Here is a 17,665-nt window from a genome sequence, read left to right as displayed (position 1 = left end):
GCCCAAACCTCCGGAGGCCAAGATGACCGATTTCCACGTCGAGCTTGAAACCCGCCTGATCCGCTACGCCAGCATTGACAGCCAATCCAACGACAGCTCCGCCACCTCGCCCTCCACCGAAATCCAGCTGAACATCCTGCGCCTGCTGGAGACCGAACTGAAAGACATCGGCGCAACCGACGTGCAACTCACCCCCTACGGCACGGTCCTCGCCACCATCCCCGGCACCGCACCCGGCCCGACTGTCGGCCTGCTCGCCCATATCGACACCGCCCCGCAATTCAACGCCGCGGGCGTCAAACCCCGGGTGATCCGGGGCTACAACGGCGGCGCGATCAGCTTTCCCGACAACCCCACCCTGACCCTTACGCCCGAGCACAACCCCTACCTCGGCACCAAACAAGGCCACGACATCATCACCGCCTCCGGCACGACCCTGCTCGGGGCCGACGATAAAGCCGGCGTCGCGATCCTGATGACCGCCGCCCGCCACCTGCTGACCAACCCCGGGATCCTGCATCCCACCCTGCGCCTCGCCTTCACCCCGGATGAGGAAATCGGTCGCGGCGTCCATTCCAACCTGCCTGCGGACCTGAAAGCCGATTTCGCCTACACCTTTGACGGCGGTGCTGTCGGCGAAATCGAATACGAAAGCTTCTCAGCCGACAGCGCCGTCGTCACCATCAAAGGCGTCTCGATCCACCCCGGTTTGGCCAAGGATAAACTCGTCAACGCCATCCACCTCGCCGCCAAGATCATCCAAACCCTGCCGCAAGCCACGCTCACTCCGGAAACCACGTCCGACCGCGACGGCTTCATCCACGCCACCGATATGACCGGCGGCTCCTCGGAAATGATCCTCAAATTCATCCTGCGCGACTTTGAACGCGATGGCCTTGCCCAAAAAGGCGCGCTGCTGCAACAGATCTGCGCCGCCGTCGCCGCCACCGAACCGCGCGCTGAAATCACCTGCGTGATCAAGCCGCAATACCGCAACATGCGCTATTGGCTGGAAAAAGACATGACCCCTGTCGGCCTTGCCCGCGACGCCGCCCGCTCCCTTGGGATTGAACCTGTCTCTGTCCCGATCCGCGGCGGCACCGATGGCTCGCGGCTGACCGAGATGGGTATCCCCTGCCCCAATCTGTTTACCGGGATGCAGGATATTCATGGCCCGCTGGAGTGGATTTCGGTGCAGGATATGGGCCAAGCTACCGCGTTCTGTCTTGCACTCGTCCAAGAAGCGGCAAAGCCTAAAACTTAGTTCAAATTTTCATCCTCTGCGCCGAAGTATCCCACGGGGGTCCGGGGGTGGGAAACCCCCGGCGTTTGTGGCAAGAAACCACATGGCCCAGCACATCTCGCCCTATCATGCTCCGAATTTCTACGCTGATGCCCTCGCAAAAGGCCGTCACCGTGACATCGTTGGCGGGCGCTGGGACGAGACAGGCCGCATCCAAATGGAGATTTTGCTGGGGGCTGGCCTTGACCCCGGCCATCGGTTGCTCGACATTGGCGCGGGATCGCTGCGCCTAGGCTGCAAGGCGGTGCAATACCTGACCCCCGGCCACTATTGGGCGACCGATCTGTCCGGCGCGCTGCTCAAACGCGGCTACGAGACGGAAATCGCGGATAAATCCCGCCTCTCGCCCGCGCAGCTGATTGAGGATGCCAATTTCAACTTCCCCGGCGTGCCCGACAATATCACCCATGCCATCGCCTTTGCGGTGTTCACTCATTTGCCCACCAATCATCTACGCCGGGCGCTGATCCAGATCCGCGCCCGCTTTCCGGCCTTGCAAAAGCTGATGTTCACCGCCTTTCTTGCCCCCGATGCCAGCGCCAGCCTGCTTCCGGTCAAACAACCCGACGGCGTGGTCACCCATGATACCCGCGCGCCCTATCACATGCTGGCAGAAGACGTTCTGCAGCTGACCCGCGCTTCGGGTTTTGCAGTGGATCAACACCAAACCCGCCTACCGCGCGGGCAGGTGTTGTTCGTGGCCACCCCAGCCTAGGGTCTGGAATCCCACAGTTGCCATCGCAGACCGCCTGGCGCACCCTACGCCAAATCCCAGTGGAGATTGCCATGCGCCTGCTGCCCGCCCTTTTGCCGCTTCTGTGCCTTGCAGCGCCCTTGCAAGCCGAAACCCTTAGCGCCGAGATTGGCAGTAGGGGGCTGGCTGCAACCGAAACGCGGCTGGCCGCCCTGCCCGCACCGACTGACGCTGAACGATTTGCTTTGGGGGGTGTGCGGTTTCTGGGATCTGTCGAGACGGCTTTGCAACTGCGCTATAGCGCCGGGATGACGGACCAGACAGGGATGCTGCCGTTCCTGCGCCTGCCTTTGCCGTACAATTTCGCCCCCAAGCCATTCCAGCCCGCGATGATCGCTGATCTGTTTCGTAGCATCGACGCCAAGTTGGGACTGGCCCGCGAACCGCTGGCCGGAATCCCAGATGTCTCTGATTTCAAGTTAGAGATCAACTTTGCAGATCTGTGGTTTGACATCAATGCCAACAAGAGCCGCGACCAAGGCGAGGATGCGATGGCGGTATTGGGACCGATGCTATTGGGTTGGCAATGGGCCAGCCGTGACCCTGCCACCCCCGCCCCGGTTGTGACATTCGATGCAGCCGATGCGGCTTGGCTTTCGGCCTACACCCATCTGTTGCAAGGCGTGTCCGATGTCGTGCTGGCCTACGACCCGACTGAACCAATTGACCGAATTCTACAGACCCGAGCCGCGATGCAACGCCTCGGCGTTGTCAGCCCCAGCTTTTTCACGGGTGCAGGAAGCGATGGGCTGGACGAGTTGGACGTGATCGCCATCGCGATTGCCGCTTTGCAACAAACACCCGATGCAACCCGAATGACCAGTGCGCAAATACATTTCCTGAGCATGATCGCCGACAATCGCCGGTTCTGGGCAACCGTCGCGCAGGAAACGGACAATGCCGCCGAATGGTTGCCGAATGACAAACAGCAATCGGCTTTGGGGGTCACTCTGCCACCGGGCACCGGGGCGGTGTGGCTTTCGGTGCTGGACGATGCCGAGGGACTGCTGAAAGGTACCAAACTCGCGCCCTATTGGCGGCAGCAGGGGGCGGCCGGGGTGAACATTGCCAAGATCTTCACCGATCCGCGCCCCGCCGATCTGGCAGGCTGGATCCAAGGCTGGGCCGCCGTGCCCTATCTGGAAAAAGGCACGCTTGTCAGCGACCAGAACTGGAGCGCGTTTGAGCAGATGATGGGCGGTGAGGCGGTGATGCTGTCGTTTTATCTGAACTAACTCAGGCCAAATCCGGCGCGTGTTTCTGCAAAAATTCAGCATAGCGCAGGCGCAAACTGGCATCAAACGCCGCCTCTGACAGATCCGGCGCAAGGCCCGCTGCGGCCAAAACCGGGCGTGGATCAAAGCCTGTCTCGTCCACAGCACCAAAGCGCCGCAACTGCCTAATCTGATCAGGCTCCACCTCTTTCAGCACTGCCACCAACGCCGCGCGCATCTCTGGCTCTGCCATCGCCTCGCACATCGACAAAAACTGCGTGGTGCGCGCCTCGCCGTGGCGGTTGCTGGCGTGGCTCGGCGGCTCATTGGCCCGGCGCAGCAATTTCAGGGTGAAATGCAACCGCGTCAGCCCATCAAAATGCAACATCCGCGTGGTCAAAATCGGCCGATGCGCCGGCTTGCCTGTCGGCGCGTGCAGCCCCATTTCCATGCCAGCCCCCACCCGTACCAGCGCTTTCCCCGCCTTGTGCCCGGTCAAGCCAAAGTGGAAAAAATCCCGCATCTCGCCATAAACCTTAGCACCATTGCGGCTATATTCCGGCAGCTCATGGCGAAAAATCCCCGAAAAAATCGTCTCCCCCACAGCGCCCTTGGGATAGACCCGCTCTGCCACCAGCAGGCGCATATACATCGCCCGCGCCGGGGCCGTCTCAAGTTCCGCGCGCAAAGCAGTGCCATCGCGAATAAATTCGTCACCGTCGCAATGCAGCAGCCAATCGGCATCGCAGGCCGCATAAACCCGCCGCGCATTCTGCACCTGCCGATTGGTGTGCTGCCCCGGACGCGCGCCCCGCTTGGACGTGGCCCAATACGCCGCATCACAAACCGTCACCTCACAGCCCGGCAGCTTTGCCAGCATCGCTTGGGCCTCTGGGTCGGGCTTATCCAGGAACAGATGCACTTTACTGGCCCCCTGAGCGAGATGATGCGCAGCGAAAGCCGCCGCCAGCGGGCTAGGCTCATCCAGGGTTGCAACCACTGCCCAAGTTGGTTTCATTGAACTGTTGCCATCCCGTTTTACACCTGTGCGTGAACAATGCCGAGCGTTAGCGCCAACGGCAAGCCCTGAAAAACTTAAGGAAACCCTTCATGTGATCACATTTTTTTTGCGTGTGATCACAAATGTCGGTTTTCCGCCGATGCCTCCTAATTCGAGTTTTCCTATTGCCCAAATTTATGCCACACCGCCTTCAAATCCAAGCTGATGGGACAAATCCATGAACATCCATGAATACCAGGCTAAGGCTCTGCTGCGCAGCTACGGCATCCCGGTGTCCGATGGCCGCGCCGTGACAAAGGCTGAAGAGGCCAAGACTGCGGCGGGCGAACTCGATGGCCCGCTCTGGGTGGTCAAGGCACAGATCCACGCAGGTGGTCGCGGCAAGGGCCATTTTGTGGAGCCTGAGGCGGGCGAAAAAGGTGGCGTGCGGCTGGCGCGTTCGGTCGGTGAGGCGGCAGAATTTGCCCGTCAAATGCTGGGCCGGACCTTGGTGACGGTGCAGACCGGCCCGGCTGGCAAGCAAGTCAACCGGATCTATATCGAAGACGGCAGCGATATTGAGCGCGAGTTGTATCTCGCTTTGCTGATTGATCGCCAAACCAGCCGCATCTCGATCGTATGCTCCACCGAAGGCGGTATGTCGATTGAAGACGTCGCCCACGACACGCCCGAAAAGATCCTGTCGTTCAGCGTCGATCCGGCCACCGGTTATTCCGATTTCCACGGCCGTCGCGTTGCGTTCTCACTGGGTCTGACCGGAAATCAGGTCAAGCAATGCGTCGGCATCGTGAAGAACCTGTACAAATTGTTCGTCGAAAAAGACATGGATATGCTGGAAATCAACCCGCTTGTGGTGATGACCGACGGCAACATGAAGTTGCTCGACGCGAAGATGAGCTTTGACGGCAACGCGATGTATCGTCACCCCGATATTGCCGCCCTGCGCGATGAGACGGAAGAAGACCCGAAGGAACTCGCCGCGTCGAAATTCGATCTGAACTACATCGCCTTGGATGGCGAAATCGGCTGTATGGTCAATGGTGCGGGCCTTGCGATGGCGACGATGGATATCATCAAGCTGTACGGGGCCGAGCCTGCCAACTTTTTGGACGTCGGCGGCGGGGCTACCAAAGAAAAGGTCACCGAGGCGTTCAAGATCATCACCTCTGACCCGCAGGTCAAAGGCATCCTCGTCAACATCTTCGGCGGCATCATGCGCTGCGACATCATCGCCGAGGGCGTGATCGCGGCAGTGAAAGAAGTCGGCCTGAAAGTGCCGCTGGTGGTGCGCCTTGAAGGCACCAATGTGGAACTCGGCAAAGACATCATCCGCAATTCCGGCCTGAACGTGATCGCCGCTGACAACCTGTCAGACGCCGCACAGAAGATCGTTAAAGCGGTGAAGGGATAATATCATGGCTGTTCTTGTAAACTCTAACACCCGCGTCATCTGCCAAGGCTTCACTGGCAGCCAAGGCACGTTCCACTCGGAACAGGCTATCGCTTACGGCACCAAAATGGTCGGCGGCGTCACTCCCGGCAAGGGCGGCTCCAGCCACCTGAACCTGCCGGTGTTTGACAGCGTTCACGAGGCCCGCGCGGTCACCGGGGCCAATGCGAGCGTAATCTATGTGCCGCCGCCGTTCGCAGCCGACAGCATCCTTGAGGCGATTGATGCCGAGATGGAGCTGATCGTTTGCATCACCGAAGGCATTCCTGTGCTGGATATGATGAAGGTCAAGCGCGCGCTGATCAATTCGAAATCCCGCCTGATCGGGCCGAACTGCCCCGGCGTGATGACACCGGGTGAATGCAAAATCGGCATCATGCCGGGCAGCATTTTCTCGAAAGGCTCGGTCGGGGTTGTGTCGCGTTCCGGCACGCTGACCTATGAGGCCGTGAAGCAGACCACCGACGTAGGCTTGGGCCAAACCTCGGCTGTTGGCATCGGGGGCGATCCGATCAAAGGCTCGGAACATATTGATATCCTTGAGATGTTCCTTGCTGACCCCGATACCCATTCGATCATCATGATCGGCGAAATCGGCGGCGCTGCCGAAGAAGACGCCGCCCAGTTCCTTGCCGATGAGAAAAAGCGCGGCCGCTGGAAACCTACCGCCGGCTTCATCGCAGGCCGCACCGCCCCCGAAGGCCGCCGCATGGGCCACGCCGGTGCCATCGTCGCAGGCGGCAAAGGCGACGCGCAATCGAAGATCGAGGCTATGAAAATGGCCGGGATCGTGGTGGCCGACAGCCCAGCGACTTTGGGCGAGGCCGTGCTGAAAGCGATCAAGGGCTGATCATGGGACCGGCGCAGGCCATCAGGACTGGTTTTGCCAAGTCTTTCCAATTCTCGGGGCGGGCATCCCGCGCCGAGTTCTGGTGGTTTGCACCCGTGCCAATTATTGTGGTCTTGGCGACTGTTGCGCTTGCCGACGTTAGCTCAATATTCGAAAAGCCCGCCGTCTTGTACTCGCTATTGTTCGTAGTGTTTCCCGCTCTCAGCCTCGCCATGATTTCCGCAGGGGCTCGCCGTCTCGCAGACACCGGTTCACGGCTTAAGTGGCCATTTCAAGCAGTAATGCTGACAATCCTGATCGCATACACCATTTGCGGAAACGTATTGGTCGCCTTGGAACAGCTCCACATCTACAGCACCGAATCCCTGTCTGGCATCGGGTTCATCACAGTGTTTTTGGGCCTACCTTTTGCATTGCTGGCTTTGCTTGTCTTTGCAATTCCCCTTTCCCGGCCATCGCAACCCAACTCCAATTCCTACGGTCCCAACCCCCTTGAGGTAACCCCATGACCGAACAATCCCCCAACAGCCAATTCCACGCCTCCAGCTTCCTGCAAGGCGCCAATGCGGATTATATTGACCAGCTGGCGGCAAACTATGCCGCTGATCCGGCTTCGGTCGATGCGCAATGGGCGGACTTTTTCCGTTCGCTGGCGGAACCCGAGATGGACGCCAAACGGCAGGCCACTGGCCCGTCTTGGGGCCGCGCCGATTGGCCGCCGACGCCTTCGGATGATGTCACTGGTGCTATGACGGGTGAATGGCCTGTGGCGGCAGAGCCGAAAGGCGCGGGCAAGAAGATTGCCGAAAAAGCTGCGGAAAAGGGCGTCTCGTTAAGTGATGCGCAGGTGCAGCGTGCTGTGTTGGATAGCATTCGCGCCATCATGATCATCCGCGCCTACCGCATCCGTGGCCACCTAGCCGCCGATCTTGATCCGTTGGGGATGACCGATCGCGGCAATCACCCCGAGTTGGATCCGGCGTCTTACGGTTTCACCGAGGCCGATATGGATCGCCCGATCTTCATCGACAACGTTTTGGGGCTGGAAATGGCCTCGATGCGGCAGATCATCGACATTGTGAAGCGCACCTATTGCGGCACTTTCGCGCTGCAATTCATGCATATTTCCGACCCCGCACAGGCGGCTTGGCTGAAAGAGCGGATTGAGGGCTACGGCAAAGAAATCGCCTTCACCCGTGAGGGCCGCAAGGCGATCCTGAACAAGCTGGTTGAGGCTGAGGGCTACGAAAAATTCCTCCATGTCAAATACATGGGCACCAAGCGCTTTGGTCTGGACGGCGCCGAGGCGCTGATCCCGGCGATGGAGGCGATCATCAAACGCGGCGGCGCGATGGGCGTGCGCGAGGTGATCTTTGGGATGCCGCACCGCGGTCGTCTGAACGTGCTCTCGAACGTACTACAAAAGCCCTACCGCGCGATTTTCAACGAATTTCAGGGCGGCAGCTATAAGCCGGAAGATGTCGATGGCTCGGGCGATGTGAAATATCATCTTGGCGCCTCGTCGGACCGCACCTTTGACGGCAACACGGTTCACCTGTCGCTTACCGCGAACCCCTCACACCTAGAGGCAGTAAACCCTGTCGTTCTGGGCAAGGTCCGCGCCAAGCAGGATCAGTTTGGCGATACCGAACGCAGTCAGGTGCTGCCCGTGCTGCTACACGGCGATGCGGCTTTTGCGGGTCAGGGAGTGGTTGCTGAATGTTTTGGCCTGTCCGGTCTGAAGGGCCATCGCACGGGTGGGACGATCCATATCATCGTCAACAACCAGATCGGTTTCACCACCGCACCAGCCTACAGCCGCTCCAGCCCCTACCCCACCGACATTGCTTTGATGGTCGAAGCGCCAATTTTCCACGTCAATGGCGATGACCCGGAAGCCGTTGTTCATGCAGCGAAAGTTGCCACCGAATTCCGCCAGACCTTCCACAAGGATGTGGTGCTGGACATCTTCTGCTACCGCCGCTTTGGTCACAACGAAGGCGACGAGCCGATGTTCACCAACCCGGCGATGTACACCACGATCCGCAAGCAAAAAACCACCTTGCAGCTTTATACCGACCGTCTGGTTGCCGATGGGCTGATCCCCGAAGGCGAGATTGAGGATATGAAGGCGGCGTTCCAAGCCCGCCTGAATGAAGAGTTTGAGGTCGGCAAAGACTATAAGCCCAACAAGGCCGATTGGCTGGATGGCCGCTGGAAGTCGATGAAAACCAAAGACTTGGACAATTACCAGCGCGGCAACACTTGGATCAAACCCGAGACCTTGGCCGAAGTGGGTGCCGCTTTGACCCGCATCCCGGAGGGCTTTGACATCCACAAAACCGTAGCGCGTCAGCTCGAAGCCAAGAAGAAGATGTTTGAAACCGGGCAGGGTTTCGATTGGTCGACGGCAGAAGCTTTGGCCTTTGGCAGCCTGCAAGTTGAAGGCTTCCCAGTGCGACTGTCAGGTCAGGATTGCACCCGCGGCACCTTCAGCCAGCGCCATTCGGCCTTTGTCGATCAGACCACCGAAGAACGCCACTACCCGCTGAACCACATCCGCGCCGGGCAAGCGCGCTATGAGGTGATCGACTCGATGCTGTCGGAGTATGCGGTTCTGGGCTTTGAGTATGGCTATTCGCTGTCCGAACCCAACGCGCTGACGATGTGGGAAGCGCAGTTCGGTGATTTCGCCAATGGCGCGCAGATCATGTTCGATCAGTTCATCAACTCGGGTGAGAGCAAATGGCTGCGGATGTCGGGCCTGGTCTGTCTGTTGCCGCATGGCTATGAAGGACAGGGGCCGGAACACTCTTCGGCGCGGCTGGAACGCTTCTTGCAGATGTCAGCGCATGACAACTGGATCGTGGCAAACTGCACCACGCCATCAAACTACTTCCACATCCTGCGCCGTCAGATGCATCGCGATTTCCGAAAGCCGCTGATCCTGATGACGCCGAAATCCCTGCTGCGGCACCCGATGGCTGTATCGGATGCGTCGGATTTCACCGAAGCCAGCTACTTCCACCGCGTTTTGTGGGATGATGCGCAAAAGGGTCATTCGGAAACCAAGCTGAATGCCGATGATGGCATCAAGCGCGTCGTGCTGTGTTCGGGCAAGGTCTACTACGATCTGCTGGCTGAGCGTGATGCACGCGGGTTGACCGACACCTATCTTTTGCGGGTCGAACAGTTGTATCCGGTGCCCAAGCAATCGCTCACGGCTGAACTTTCGCGGTTCAAGGGCGCGGAATGGGTTTGGTGCCAAGAAGAACCGAAGAACATGGGCGCTTGGTCGCACATCGAGCCGGAACTAGAGGCGCTATTGACCAATATCGGTGCAACCAACACCCGGCCCCGCTATGCTGGCCGTGCAGCTTCGGCCTCGCCGGCCACGGGCCTTGCGTCCAAACACAAATACGAACAGCAAACCTTGGTGAATGAGGCGCTGGGCGGCCCGTCCCCAACCACCGCCCGCGCAGGAGAATGATATGACGGATGTAATGGTGCCCTCTTTGGGCGAAAGCGTCTCCGAAGCCACCGTATCGACTTGGTTCAAAAAACCCGGCGATGTGGTCAAGCTGGATGAGATGCTGTGCGAGTTGGAAACCGATAAAGTTTCCGTCGAAGTGCCCTCCCCCGTGGCGGGCGTTCTGACGGAAATCCTCGCCCCTGAAGGTACAACCGTGGCCGCCAATGCGCGGCTCGCGATTGTGACCGAAGGTGCTGTGGGTGCCAAAACCGCAGCGCCGATTCCGTTGAAAGCCGAAGAGCCGAAATCGGTGGCTGCTGCCGCGACGGTCGGCTCGCCCGGTGCCGGCCCAGAAGTGCTGACCCCGCGCGACGTGGAAAACGCGCCTTCCGCCAAGAAGGCGATGGCCGAGGCGGGTCTGTCTGCCGATCAAGTCCAAGGCACTGGCCGCGATGGCCGGGTGATGAAGGAAGACGTGGCGCGTGCCGCAACCGCAGCCCCGCTTGCCGCCGCCCCTGCCGTAGCCGCCATCCCGCGCGCACCGGTGCCTGCTGACGACGCCGCCCGCGAGGAACGCGTCAAAATGACCCGCCTGCGCGCCACCATCGCGCGCCGTCTGAAAGACGCACAAAATACCGCCGCCATGCTGACCACCTATAACGAGGTGGACATGTCCGGCATCATGTCTTTGCGCAATGAATACAAAGACATCTTCGAGAAAAAGCACGGCGTGAAACTGGGCTTCATGTCGTTCTTTGTCAAAGCCTGCACCCATGCTTTGAAAGAAATCCCGGAAGTGAACGCCGAGATTGACGGGCAGGATGTGGTTTACAAAAACTACGTCCACATGGGCGTCGCCGTCGGCACTCCGAACGGCCTTGTCGTGCCTGTGGTGCGCGATGCCGACCAGATGGGCTTTGCCGCGATTGAGAAGAAAATCTCGGAACTCGGCCTGCGCGCGCGGGATGGCAAGCTGTCGATGGCTGAAATGCAGGGCGGTTCGTTCACCATCTCGAACGGCGGCGTTTACGGCTCGCTGATGTCCTCGCCGATCCTGAACCCGCCGCAATCGGGGATTCTGGGGATGCACAAAATCCAGGACCGCCCGGTCGTGGTTGCAGGCCAAATCGTCATCCGTCCCATGATGTATCTGGCTTTGTCCTACGATCACCGGGTTGTGGACGGTAAGGGCGCGGTGACGTTCTTGGTACGGGTGAAGGAAGCGTTGGAAGATCCGCGTCGGTTGTTGATGGATTTGTGAAAATCTAGGGTGCGCATCTATTGCGCACCCCATTCAAACCATAAGAGTTGATCTTAAGGATTATACAAGTGCCAGAAGCCGAAGTAATCAGCTATGGGGATCAGAATCGTGCAATTAGTGCGGCTCTGCTTGGGCTTAAAGTTGAGATTTTCCTTCGTTTATTCTTAAGCCTATTATCTACAGCGTTCCAATTCTACTTGGCAACGCCCGGTTGGAGTTTTATTTCTGGATTTATAACCGCTGCTATTCTTTGCATTTTTTTTGTGTTTATAAAAAAACGCAACAAGATTGCTATGATGTTATTTTTGCTTTGGGCAGGCGACACTCTACTTGATGCAATCAGTAGCAACATGATCGGGATATTTTCTCTGTTTATGTATGCGATTACAATAATAGAAATTGCAGTAAGTATAGCTCTAATTAAATGGCTTTCCAAAGCCAAAGAACAGATCGTTTCATGACCCTCGAACTCGCCACTCTGATGTCCACCTCTGCCACACCCTCCCCCCGCACCAAGCGCGCCGTTGTGGTGTGTATGCGCAACGAGGCGGTGTTTGTGCTGGAATGGGTGGCCTATCATCTCAGCATCGGTTTTGACCGCATCTTTATGGTCACCAACACCTGTCAGGATGGCACCGATCTGATGGCGGATCGACTGGCGGAACTGGAGCCTGTAATTCACATCCGCAATGAGGTTACCCCCGGTGAGGCCCCGCAGGCCATAGGCCTCGCCCGAGCCTTAGCGCATCCGGCGATGGCGGATGTGGAATGGCTGCTGCACATTGATGCCGATGAGTTTCTCAACATCACCACCGGGGCGGGTATGGTGGGCGACCTGCTGCAAGCCGTCGGCCCCTGCGATACCGTCGCTATCGCGTGGCGGTTTATCGCCAGCGGTGGGCGGCAAATCTGGCAGGGTGGCAGCTTGCTGGCCGAGCAAACCCAGTGCTCCGCCCAGATCGAGGAACAACTGGTGTTCCACAAATCCCTGTTCCGCCCCAACCGCTTTGCCCGCGCCATCGACCATATGCCGAAAGACCCGCTCGCCCCCGATGTGATCGTGCGCAACAGCGCGGGCCGCAAAATCCCCAATCGTGGCCAGTCACACCCGACTTCCGCCAATTATCGCGGCATCAAGGATGAAGACCTGACTTGGGTGAACGCCGACATTCACCATTATTTCGTGCGCTCGGAAGATGTGTTCCTGCTGAAAAACATCCGCGGCGACGGCATGGCAAAGCAACACGCCAACCATGTGCTCGGTTCAAAGATGTGGACTATTGCCGAACGCGCCACCGGAGAAGACCGCTCGATCCAGCGCCATCTTCCCAGCGTCAACGCGCGTCTGGCCACCTATGATGCCGATCCGCAGTTGCGGGCCCAGCACAAAACTGCGCTGGCTTGGCTGGTACAGCAGCGCGACAGCTACCTGACCGCCGAGAACCGCAAGCTGTGGGATCAACGTCGCAAACGTGCAAAGAAAGTGGCCGCAGAATGACCCCCGAACTCACCGCCCTCGCGCTCGCAGGCCTGCTGCAAGTCGGACAATACGCGCTGTTCGCCATCCCGGCCAATCTGCAACTGGGCACCGGCTATACCTCTAGCCCGCGCGACCGCCCACCTTCGCGGCAGTTGTCGCTGCGCACCGCGCGGCTGCAACGCGCCCTTACCAATCATTTTGAGGCGCTGGTCCTGTTCACCCTCGCCGTCGTCGTGGTGACCTTGGGCAACCAATCCAGCGCGGTCACCCAATACGCCGCTTATATCTACCTCGCCGCCCGCGTGCTTTACGTCCCGGCCTATGCCTTTGGGCTGCGGCCATGGCGCTCGGCCATCTGGGCGGTGGGCTTTTTCGCCAGCCTCACCATGATCGTGGCGGCTTTGATCTGACACACGCGTCTGTACACAGTCTGTACAGGCTCACACGCCAACCCTACGAAGGAAAACCCATGGCAAGTTTTGACGCAATCATCATCGGTGCTGGCCCCGGCGGCTATGTTTGCGCCATCCGGGCCGCGCAACTGGGCCTGAACGTGGCCGTGGTCGAGGGGCGCGAGACTTTGGGCGGCACCTGCCTGAATATCGGCTGCATCCCGTCGAAAGCCCTGCTGCATGCGACGCATAGCTTGCATGAAGTGCATGAAAACTTTGAGAAAATGGGGCTTATGGGTGGCGCGCCGACGGTCGATTGGTTGAAAATGCAGTCCTACAAAACCGATGTTGTGAATGGCAACACCAAGGGCATCGAGTTTCTGTTCAAGAAGAACAAGATCACCTGGCTGAAAGGCTGGGCCACTATCCCCGCGCCGGGCAAAGTACAGATCGGCGACGAGGTGCATGAGGCGAAAAACATCGTGATTGCAACGGGGTCCGAGCCGTCGAGCCTGCCCGGTGTCACCGTGGATGAGACGATTGTGGTGACCTCCACCGGGGCTTTGGCGCTGCCGTCGATCCCGAAAACCATGGTGGTGATTGGGGCAGGTGTGATCGGGCTGGAGATGGGCTCGGTTTATGCGCGGTTGGGCACGCAGGTGACAGTGGTCGAGTATCTGGATGCGATCACTCCCGGCATGGATGCTGAGGTGGCTAAATCCTTCCAACGGATCCTGACGAAACAAGGCTTTAAGTTCGTTCTGGGGGCTGCCGTGCAGGGTGTTGAAACCAAAGACGGCATGGCCCAGGTGACTTACAAACTGCGCAAGAACGACACTGAAGCCAGCCTGGAAGCCGAGGTGGTTCTGGTCGCGACAGGGCGCAAACCTTTCGTCAAAGGTCTGGGGCTAGAGGCGTTGGGGGTTGAGATGCTGCCGCGTGGTCAGGTCAAGACCGATGCACATTTCGCCACCAATATCAGCGGCTTGTATGCGATTGGTGATGCGATTGTCGGCCCAATGCTGGCGCATAAAGCCGAAGACGAGGGCATGGCTTTGGCCGAGATCATGGCTGGCAAAGCGGGCCATGTGAATTATGGCGTCATCCCCGGCGTGGTTTACACCTCGCCAGAAGTGGCATCGGTGGGGGCCACCGAAGAACAGCTGAAAGAACAGGGCCGCGCTTACAAGGTCGGCAAATTCCCGTTCATGGGCAATGCGCGCGCCAAAGCGGTGTTTCAGGCCGAGGGTTTCGTGAAAATGCTCGCGGATGCGACCACCGACCGCATCTTGGGTTGCCATATCATCGGGCCGGGCGCAGGCGATCTGATCCACGAGGTCTGCGTGGCGATGGAATTTGGCGCGTCAGCACAAGATCTGGCGATGACTTGCCACGCCCACCCCACCTATAGCGAAGCGGTGCGCGAAGCGGCGCTGGCTTGTGGCGACGGTGCGATTCACGCCTAAGCACGCTCCTCCGCCCTTACAGGCGTCTTCGCTTATGCGAAGATCGCCCGTAAGGCAGGGACGCGCGCCGCCTCAGGCCTTTTTCCACAGCCAATCCAGCAGCCCGGCAGAGCCTCCGTCCGGGCTGATCCCGACCACCAAAGCCGCCTCCATTGCGCCATCCGGCTCGGTCATTTTGACCCGCGCATAAGCGCCATCCCCGGCATCAGCGGCAATGCCATCGTCGGCGTTTAGCATGTCGCGTTCAGCTTGGCGGGCATAGGCGGGATGCTCGGCGTAAATCTCAGCATTGACCGCCTCATCAAAGAAAATCTGGCTGGTCAGCACGGTTTGTGCATCCAGAAACACCTTATAATGCACATGCGTCGTGCGCCCGCGATACCAGCCGGGGAACACGGTTTGAAATGTCACAGTGCCAGCATTATCCGTCTGTTGCGTGCCACGCAGAAAAGTTTGGCCACTGGTATCACCGCCGTCCCCCATATTCTGCACGCCGGCATACACCCCCAAAGCATCGCAATGCCACACATCCACTCGCGCGCCCACCACGGGCACGCAATCCGCCGTCACCACCTGCAAACGCAACTGCATAGGCAGGCCCGGTTTGCCCTCGGTGATATCGGAGCGCAGCAGTTTGGGGTCGATGTAGAACGGCCCCTCCGTCACTTCTTGTTGCAACTGGCAGACATCGGTGGAGATCAACCCGGCAGTTTCAGCCCGCGTCGCCAGACCGCCGGGCAGCATCGCCAATGGAGCGAGTGTAAGCGCCTTCAAGACGGTGCGGCGGTCGATGGTGGAAAGCGGGCGCATGGCAACTCCTGTGTAAGTCACAGCTGAAACGCCACAGGCCAGCGATTCCGTCGCCTAGGACGCCAAATGTCGCAGCCCCTGTGTGACATCCGTGCGCACCGCCAAGCGCAGCCCCGGCTCATCGCCTGCCCGCAAGGCCGCGAGGATCATCCGGTGGTGTTGCGGCATGTCCCGCCTACGCAACTTCTGGTAAAGCGCGCGCATTGTCGGCCCCAGTTGCAGCCAGACCGTCTCGCACAGGGCCAGCATCGCCGGGGTCTGGGCGCGCAGATAAAGCGTGCGGTGAAACTCCAGATTGGTGCGCACATAGCCCACCGCATCTTGGTTCATCACCGCCTCTTGGTTCAGCGCATTGATCGCAGCCAAACGGTCGATCAACGCGAAATGCGCTCGCGGCAGCGCCCGCGACGCCATCTCCGGCTCCAGCATAGCGCGGATCGCGGCCAGTTCCTCAATGCGTTCCGGGGTAAGTTCCGGTGTTGAAATCCGCCCTGACGAAGACATCGTAAACGCCCCCTCAGCCACCAACCGCCGCGCCGCCTCGCGCGCCGGGGTCATCGAGACGCCAAATTGTTCCGCAATACCGCGCAGGGTCATCGCCTGACCGGGCGCAAGTTCGCCATGCAACACCTGCTGGCGCAGGCTGCGATACACCCGCTCATGGGCGGCAGCATTTGGGTCGGCCAATCGCGGCGGGATGGGATAGGGTGAAATCATGGCCTAGCCAAGCACCCAGAGCTTGCTGCGGTCAAGCGCCATCAAGATCGCCGCCATCAAACCGGATCGCCTGTAGCGCCCCGCCTTCCCGCTTTAACCACCCGCGTTCTGCCTGCCAGCCCGGAAACAAGTGCTGCACCACAGCCCAGAACCGATCCGAATGGTTCATCTCCAGCATATGCGCCACCTCATGGGCTGCGACATAGTCCAGCACCCGAGGCGGCGCCATGATCAGCCGCCACGAATACATCAGCGACCCATCCGAGGTGCAAGATCCCCACCGTGAGCGGGTGTCGCGCAGCGTTACTTGGCTAACTTTACGCCCGATCAGCCCGGCGTAGTGATCCGATGCCGCCACCAACCGATTGCGTGCCTGCACCCGCAGAAAAGCTGACACCCGCGCCGCTGCGCGTTCAGGATCGCCCGGCACGACAAGCGAATCGCCCTCCACCCGCACCGACCGCCCTGCGCCGTTCTCCAGCCGCAAGGCCCGCCCTTCAAACGGCAGCACCGAACCGATACCAACCCCGACCACCTGCGGCATCCGCGCTACCGCCGCACGGATCCAAGGTTCCTGCGCGCGAGCAAAGGCCATCGCCTCGGCCTCCCGCGCCCGCGTCGGCAACGACAGTGTCACCGCGCCATTGGTCTGCGATACGCGCAAGGAAAACCGCCGCGCGCGGGCATTGCGACGCAGAGTGATCTCTATTGGGGGTGGGCCGGGAAGCAGCAAAATCGCACCTCTGGACATGGGACCGCAGCATACCTATCTGCATCGCAGCCGCAACTGCGGTAACACTGACAAAAGCCTTTGACAGTCGCTCAAGCCTGTGGCAAGCGGCTACATTCCGAATTGACAGCCCGCAAGGGCCAGCCTGAACAAAGGGAAAACCATGCCATTGGCAGAATGGGGCACCAAGCGCGTATGCCCGACCACCGGCAAGCGCTTTTACGACCTGAACCGCAGCCCGATCGTCAGCCCGTACACGGGTGAGGTCGTGGACATCGAATCGGCACGCCGCAAAATGGCTGCCGCCGTGATCGCGCGTGTGCAGCCTGAAAAAGACGATGATGCGGTGCTGGTTGATGATCTGGAGGCAGATGATGATCTGCTGGTCGCAGGCGTCGCCGATGATGCCGAACTCGACGATGAGCTCTTGGAAGATGACGCCGACGACACCGTGTCGCTGGATGATCTGACTGACGTGGCCGGCGACGAGGAAGACGTTTAAGCTGATCAAGCCGGGCGTGGGGAGGCTTGCATTTTCCTCTTGCACCCCCCCGCGCCCTCGCCTAAACACCGCCCACCAAGACGATCACGACGCGCCCAACGTTGTGCCAAAGATGGGGTCATAGCTCAGATGGGAGAGCGCTTGAATGGCATTCAAGAGGTCGGGAGTTCGATCCTCCCTGGCTCCACCAGTTCCTTCTAAATCAATGACTTAGACTGCAGATTTTCAGGTGTGCCACACAAG

The 17,665-nt window shown here is 59.6% G+C and carries 17 protein-coding genes and 1 tRNA gene; 14 read left to right on the top strand and 4 right to left on the bottom strand.

What is annotated here, in order from left to right:
* Nucleotides 1-22: 22 nt before the first annotated feature.
* The 3 genes from pepT (at nt 23) to AKV04_RS14045 (ending at nt 3,292) form a co-directional block, all read left to right on the top strand.
* Nucleotides 23-1,264 carry a peptidase T gene (gene pepT / locus AKV04_RS14055; protein WP_054007034.1) on the top strand — a complete coding sequence of 414 codons (1,242 nt, stop codon included), beginning with the start codon at nt 23-25 and terminating at the stop codon, nt 1,262-1,264.
* An 82-nt stretch (nt 1,265-1,346) separates the two neighbouring features.
* Nucleotides 1,347-2,018 carry a class I SAM-dependent methyltransferase gene (locus tag AKV04_RS14050; protein ID WP_054007033.1) on the top strand — a complete coding sequence of 224 codons (672 nt, stop codon included), beginning with the start codon at nt 1,347-1,349 and terminating at the stop codon, nt 2,016-2,018.
* Nucleotides 2,019-2,089: 71 nt separating this feature from the next.
* Complete coding sequence (locus AKV04_RS14045) at nt 2,090-3,292, top strand: hypothetical protein (protein WP_054007032.1); 1,203 nt, start codon at nt 2,090-2,092, stop codon at nt 3,290-3,292.
* A 1-nt stretch (nt 3,293) separates the two neighbouring features.
* On the opposite strand, the gene AKV04_RS14040 is transcribed toward AKV04_RS14045, so the two are convergent.
* Complete coding sequence (locus AKV04_RS14040; protein WP_054007031.1) at nt 3,294-4,289, bottom strand: glycosyltransferase family 2 protein; 996 nt, start codon at nt 4,287-4,289, stop codon at nt 3,294-3,296.
* Between the two features lie 220 nt (nt 4,290-4,509).
* On the opposite strand from AKV04_RS14040, the gene sucC reads away from it, so the two are divergent.
* The 9 genes from sucC (at nt 4,510) to lpdA (ending at nt 14,663) form a co-directional block, all read left to right on the top strand.
* On the top strand, nt 4,510-5,703 hold the full coding sequence (sucC, locus tag AKV04_RS14035) for an ADP-forming succinate--CoA ligase subunit beta (protein WP_054007030.1): 1,194 nt from the start codon (nt 4,510-4,512) through the stop codon (nt 5,701-5,703).
* A gap of 4 nt (nt 5,704-5,707) precedes the next feature.
* A complete protein-coding gene (gene sucD, locus AKV04_RS14030; RefSeq protein ID WP_054007029.1) occupies nt 5,708-6,592 on the top strand; it encodes a succinate--CoA ligase subunit alpha in 885 nt (294 codons plus the stop codon).
* Between the two features lie 2 nt (nt 6,593-6,594).
* Nucleotides 6,595-7,101 carry a DUF805 domain-containing protein gene (locus AKV04_RS14025; RefSeq protein WP_054007028.1) on the top strand — a complete coding sequence of 169 codons (507 nt, stop codon included), beginning with the start codon at nt 6,595-6,597 and terminating at the stop codon, nt 7,099-7,101.
* Nucleotides 7,098-10,082 carry a 2-oxoglutarate dehydrogenase E1 component gene (locus AKV04_RS14020; RefSeq protein ID WP_054007027.1) on the top strand — a complete coding sequence of 995 codons (2,985 nt, stop codon included), beginning with the start codon at nt 7,098-7,100 and terminating at the stop codon, nt 10,080-10,082. The genes AKV04_RS14025 and AKV04_RS14020 overlap by 4 nt, the downstream gene beginning before the upstream one ends.
* 1 nt (nt 10,083) lies before the next feature.
* Nucleotides 10,084-11,325, top strand: a complete 1,242-nt coding sequence (gene odhB, locus AKV04_RS14015) for a 2-oxoglutarate dehydrogenase complex dihydrolipoyllysine-residue succinyltransferase (RefSeq protein ID WP_054007026.1) — start codon at nt 10,084-10,086, stop codon at nt 11,323-11,325.
* A gap of 68 nt (nt 11,326-11,393) precedes the next feature.
* Nucleotides 11,394-11,786 (top strand): hypothetical protein, encoded by a 393-nt coding sequence (locus AKV04_RS14010; RefSeq protein ID WP_156317539.1) that lies wholly within the window; start codon nt 11,394-11,396, stop codon nt 11,784-11,786.
* On the top strand, nt 11,783-12,823 hold the full coding sequence (locus AKV04_RS14005) for a glycosyltransferase family 2 protein (protein WP_054007024.1): 1,041 nt from the start codon (nt 11,783-11,785) through the stop codon (nt 12,821-12,823). Before AKV04_RS14010 ends, AKV04_RS14005 begins: the two co-directional genes overlap by 4 nt.
* Nucleotides 12,820-13,215 (top strand): MAPEG family protein, encoded by a 396-nt coding sequence (locus tag AKV04_RS14000; RefSeq protein WP_054007023.1) that lies wholly within the window; start codon nt 12,820-12,822, stop codon nt 13,213-13,215. Before AKV04_RS14005 ends, AKV04_RS14000 begins: the two co-directional genes overlap by 4 nt.
* A 59-nt stretch (nt 13,216-13,274) precedes the next feature.
* Complete coding sequence (gene lpdA / locus AKV04_RS13995; RefSeq protein ID WP_054007022.1) at nt 13,275-14,663, top strand: dihydrolipoyl dehydrogenase; 1,389 nt, start codon at nt 13,275-13,277, stop codon at nt 14,661-14,663.
* A 72-nt stretch (nt 14,664-14,735) separates the two neighbouring features.
* Here lpdA and AKV04_RS13990 read toward each other — a convergent pair whose 3' ends face one another.
* The 3 genes from AKV04_RS13990 to AKV04_RS13980 are packed head-to-tail and all read right to left on the bottom strand — an operon-like array spanning nt 14,736 to nt 16,941.
* Nucleotides 14,736-15,473, bottom strand: coding sequence for an intradiol ring-cleavage dioxygenase (locus AKV04_RS13990; RefSeq protein WP_054007021.1), 738 nt, complete (start codon nt 15,471-15,473; stop codon nt 14,736-14,738).
* Nucleotides 15,474-15,527: 54 nt separating this feature from the next.
* Complete coding sequence (locus AKV04_RS13985) at nt 15,528-16,190, bottom strand: GntR family transcriptional regulator (protein WP_054007020.1); 663 nt, start codon at nt 16,188-16,190, stop codon at nt 15,528-15,530.
* A gap of 31 nt (nt 16,191-16,221) precedes the next feature.
* Nucleotides 16,222-16,941, bottom strand: a complete 720-nt coding sequence (locus AKV04_RS13980) for a M48 family metallopeptidase (RefSeq protein ID WP_407638439.1) — start codon at nt 16,939-16,941, stop codon at nt 16,222-16,224.
* A 142-nt stretch (nt 16,942-17,083) separates the two neighbouring features.
* Between AKV04_RS13980 and AKV04_RS13975 the strand changes: the two genes are divergently transcribed.
* Nucleotides 17,084-17,422: a TIGR02300 family protein gene (locus tag AKV04_RS13975; RefSeq protein ID WP_054007019.1), complete on the top strand. Its 339-nt coding sequence runs from the start codon at nt 17,084-17,086 to the stop codon at nt 17,420-17,422.
* Between the two features lie 114 nt (nt 17,423-17,536).
* A tRNA-Ala gene (locus tag AKV04_RS13970) sits at nt 17,537-17,612 on the top strand.
* Nucleotides 17,613-17,665 lie beyond the last annotated feature (53 nt).

The organism is Cypionkella psychrotolerans (assembly GCF_001294535.1).
Lineage (GTDB): Bacteria > Pseudomonadota > Alphaproteobacteria > Rhodobacterales > Rhodobacteraceae > Cypionkella > Cypionkella psychrotolerans.
Note: the sequence above shows the minus strand (reverse complement) of the source record. Positions and strands in the feature narration are given on the sequence as shown.

Excerpts from the sequence above, each read along its gene's own strand:
- AKV04_RS14000 (WP_054007023.1), top strand. The coding sequence starts at position 12,820 with ATGACCCCCGAACTCACCGCCCTCGCGCTCGCAGGCCTGCTGCAAGTC.
- AKV04_RS13990 (WP_054007021.1), bottom strand. The coding sequence starts at position 15,473 with ATGCGCCCGCTTTCCACCATCGACCGCCGCACCGTCTTGAAGGCGCTT.
- AKV04_RS14025 (WP_054007028.1), top strand. The coding sequence starts at position 6,595 with ATGGGACCGGCGCAGGCCATCAGGACTGGTTTTGCCAAGTCTTTCCAA.
- AKV04_RS13975 (WP_054007019.1), top strand. The coding sequence starts at position 17,084 with ATGCCATTGGCAGAATGGGGCACCAAGCGCGTATGCCCGACCACCGGC.
- sucD (WP_054007029.1), top strand. The coding sequence starts at position 5,708 with ATGGCTGTTCTTGTAAACTCTAACACCCGCGTCATCTGCCAAGGCTTC.
- AKV04_RS14050 (WP_054007033.1), top strand. The coding sequence starts at position 1,347 with ATGGCCCAGCACATCTCGCCCTATCATGCTCCGAATTTCTACGCTGAT.
- AKV04_RS14020 (WP_054007027.1), top strand. The coding sequence starts at position 7,098 with ATGACCGAACAATCCCCCAACAGCCAATTCCACGCCTCCAGCTTCCTG.
- lpdA (WP_054007022.1), top strand. The coding sequence starts at position 13,275 with ATGGCAAGTTTTGACGCAATCATCATCGGTGCTGGCCCCGGCGGCTAT.
- AKV04_RS13985 (WP_054007020.1), bottom strand. The coding sequence starts at position 16,190 with ATGATTTCACCCTATCCCATCCCGCCGCGATTGGCCGACCCAAATGCT.
- odhB (WP_054007026.1), top strand. The coding sequence starts at position 10,084 with ATGACGGATGTAATGGTGCCCTCTTTGGGCGAAAGCGTCTCCGAAGCC.
- AKV04_RS13980 (WP_407638439.1), bottom strand. The coding sequence starts at position 16,941 with ATGTCCAGAGGTGCGATTTTGCTGCTTCCCGGCCCACCCCCAATAGAG.
- AKV04_RS14045 (WP_054007032.1), top strand. The coding sequence starts at position 2,090 with ATGCGCCTGCTGCCCGCCCTTTTGCCGCTTCTGTGCCTTGCAGCGCCC.
- AKV04_RS14005 (WP_054007024.1), top strand. The coding sequence starts at position 11,783 with ATGACCCTCGAACTCGCCACTCTGATGTCCACCTCTGCCACACCCTCC.
- sucC (WP_054007030.1), top strand. The coding sequence starts at position 4,510 with ATGAACATCCATGAATACCAGGCTAAGGCTCTGCTGCGCAGCTACGGC.
- AKV04_RS14040 (WP_054007031.1), bottom strand. The coding sequence starts at position 4,289 with ATGAAACCAACTTGGGCAGTGGTTGCAACCCTGGATGAGCCTAGCCCG.
- pepT (WP_054007034.1), top strand. The coding sequence starts at position 23 with ATGACCGATTTCCACGTCGAGCTTGAAACCCGCCTGATCCGCTACGCC.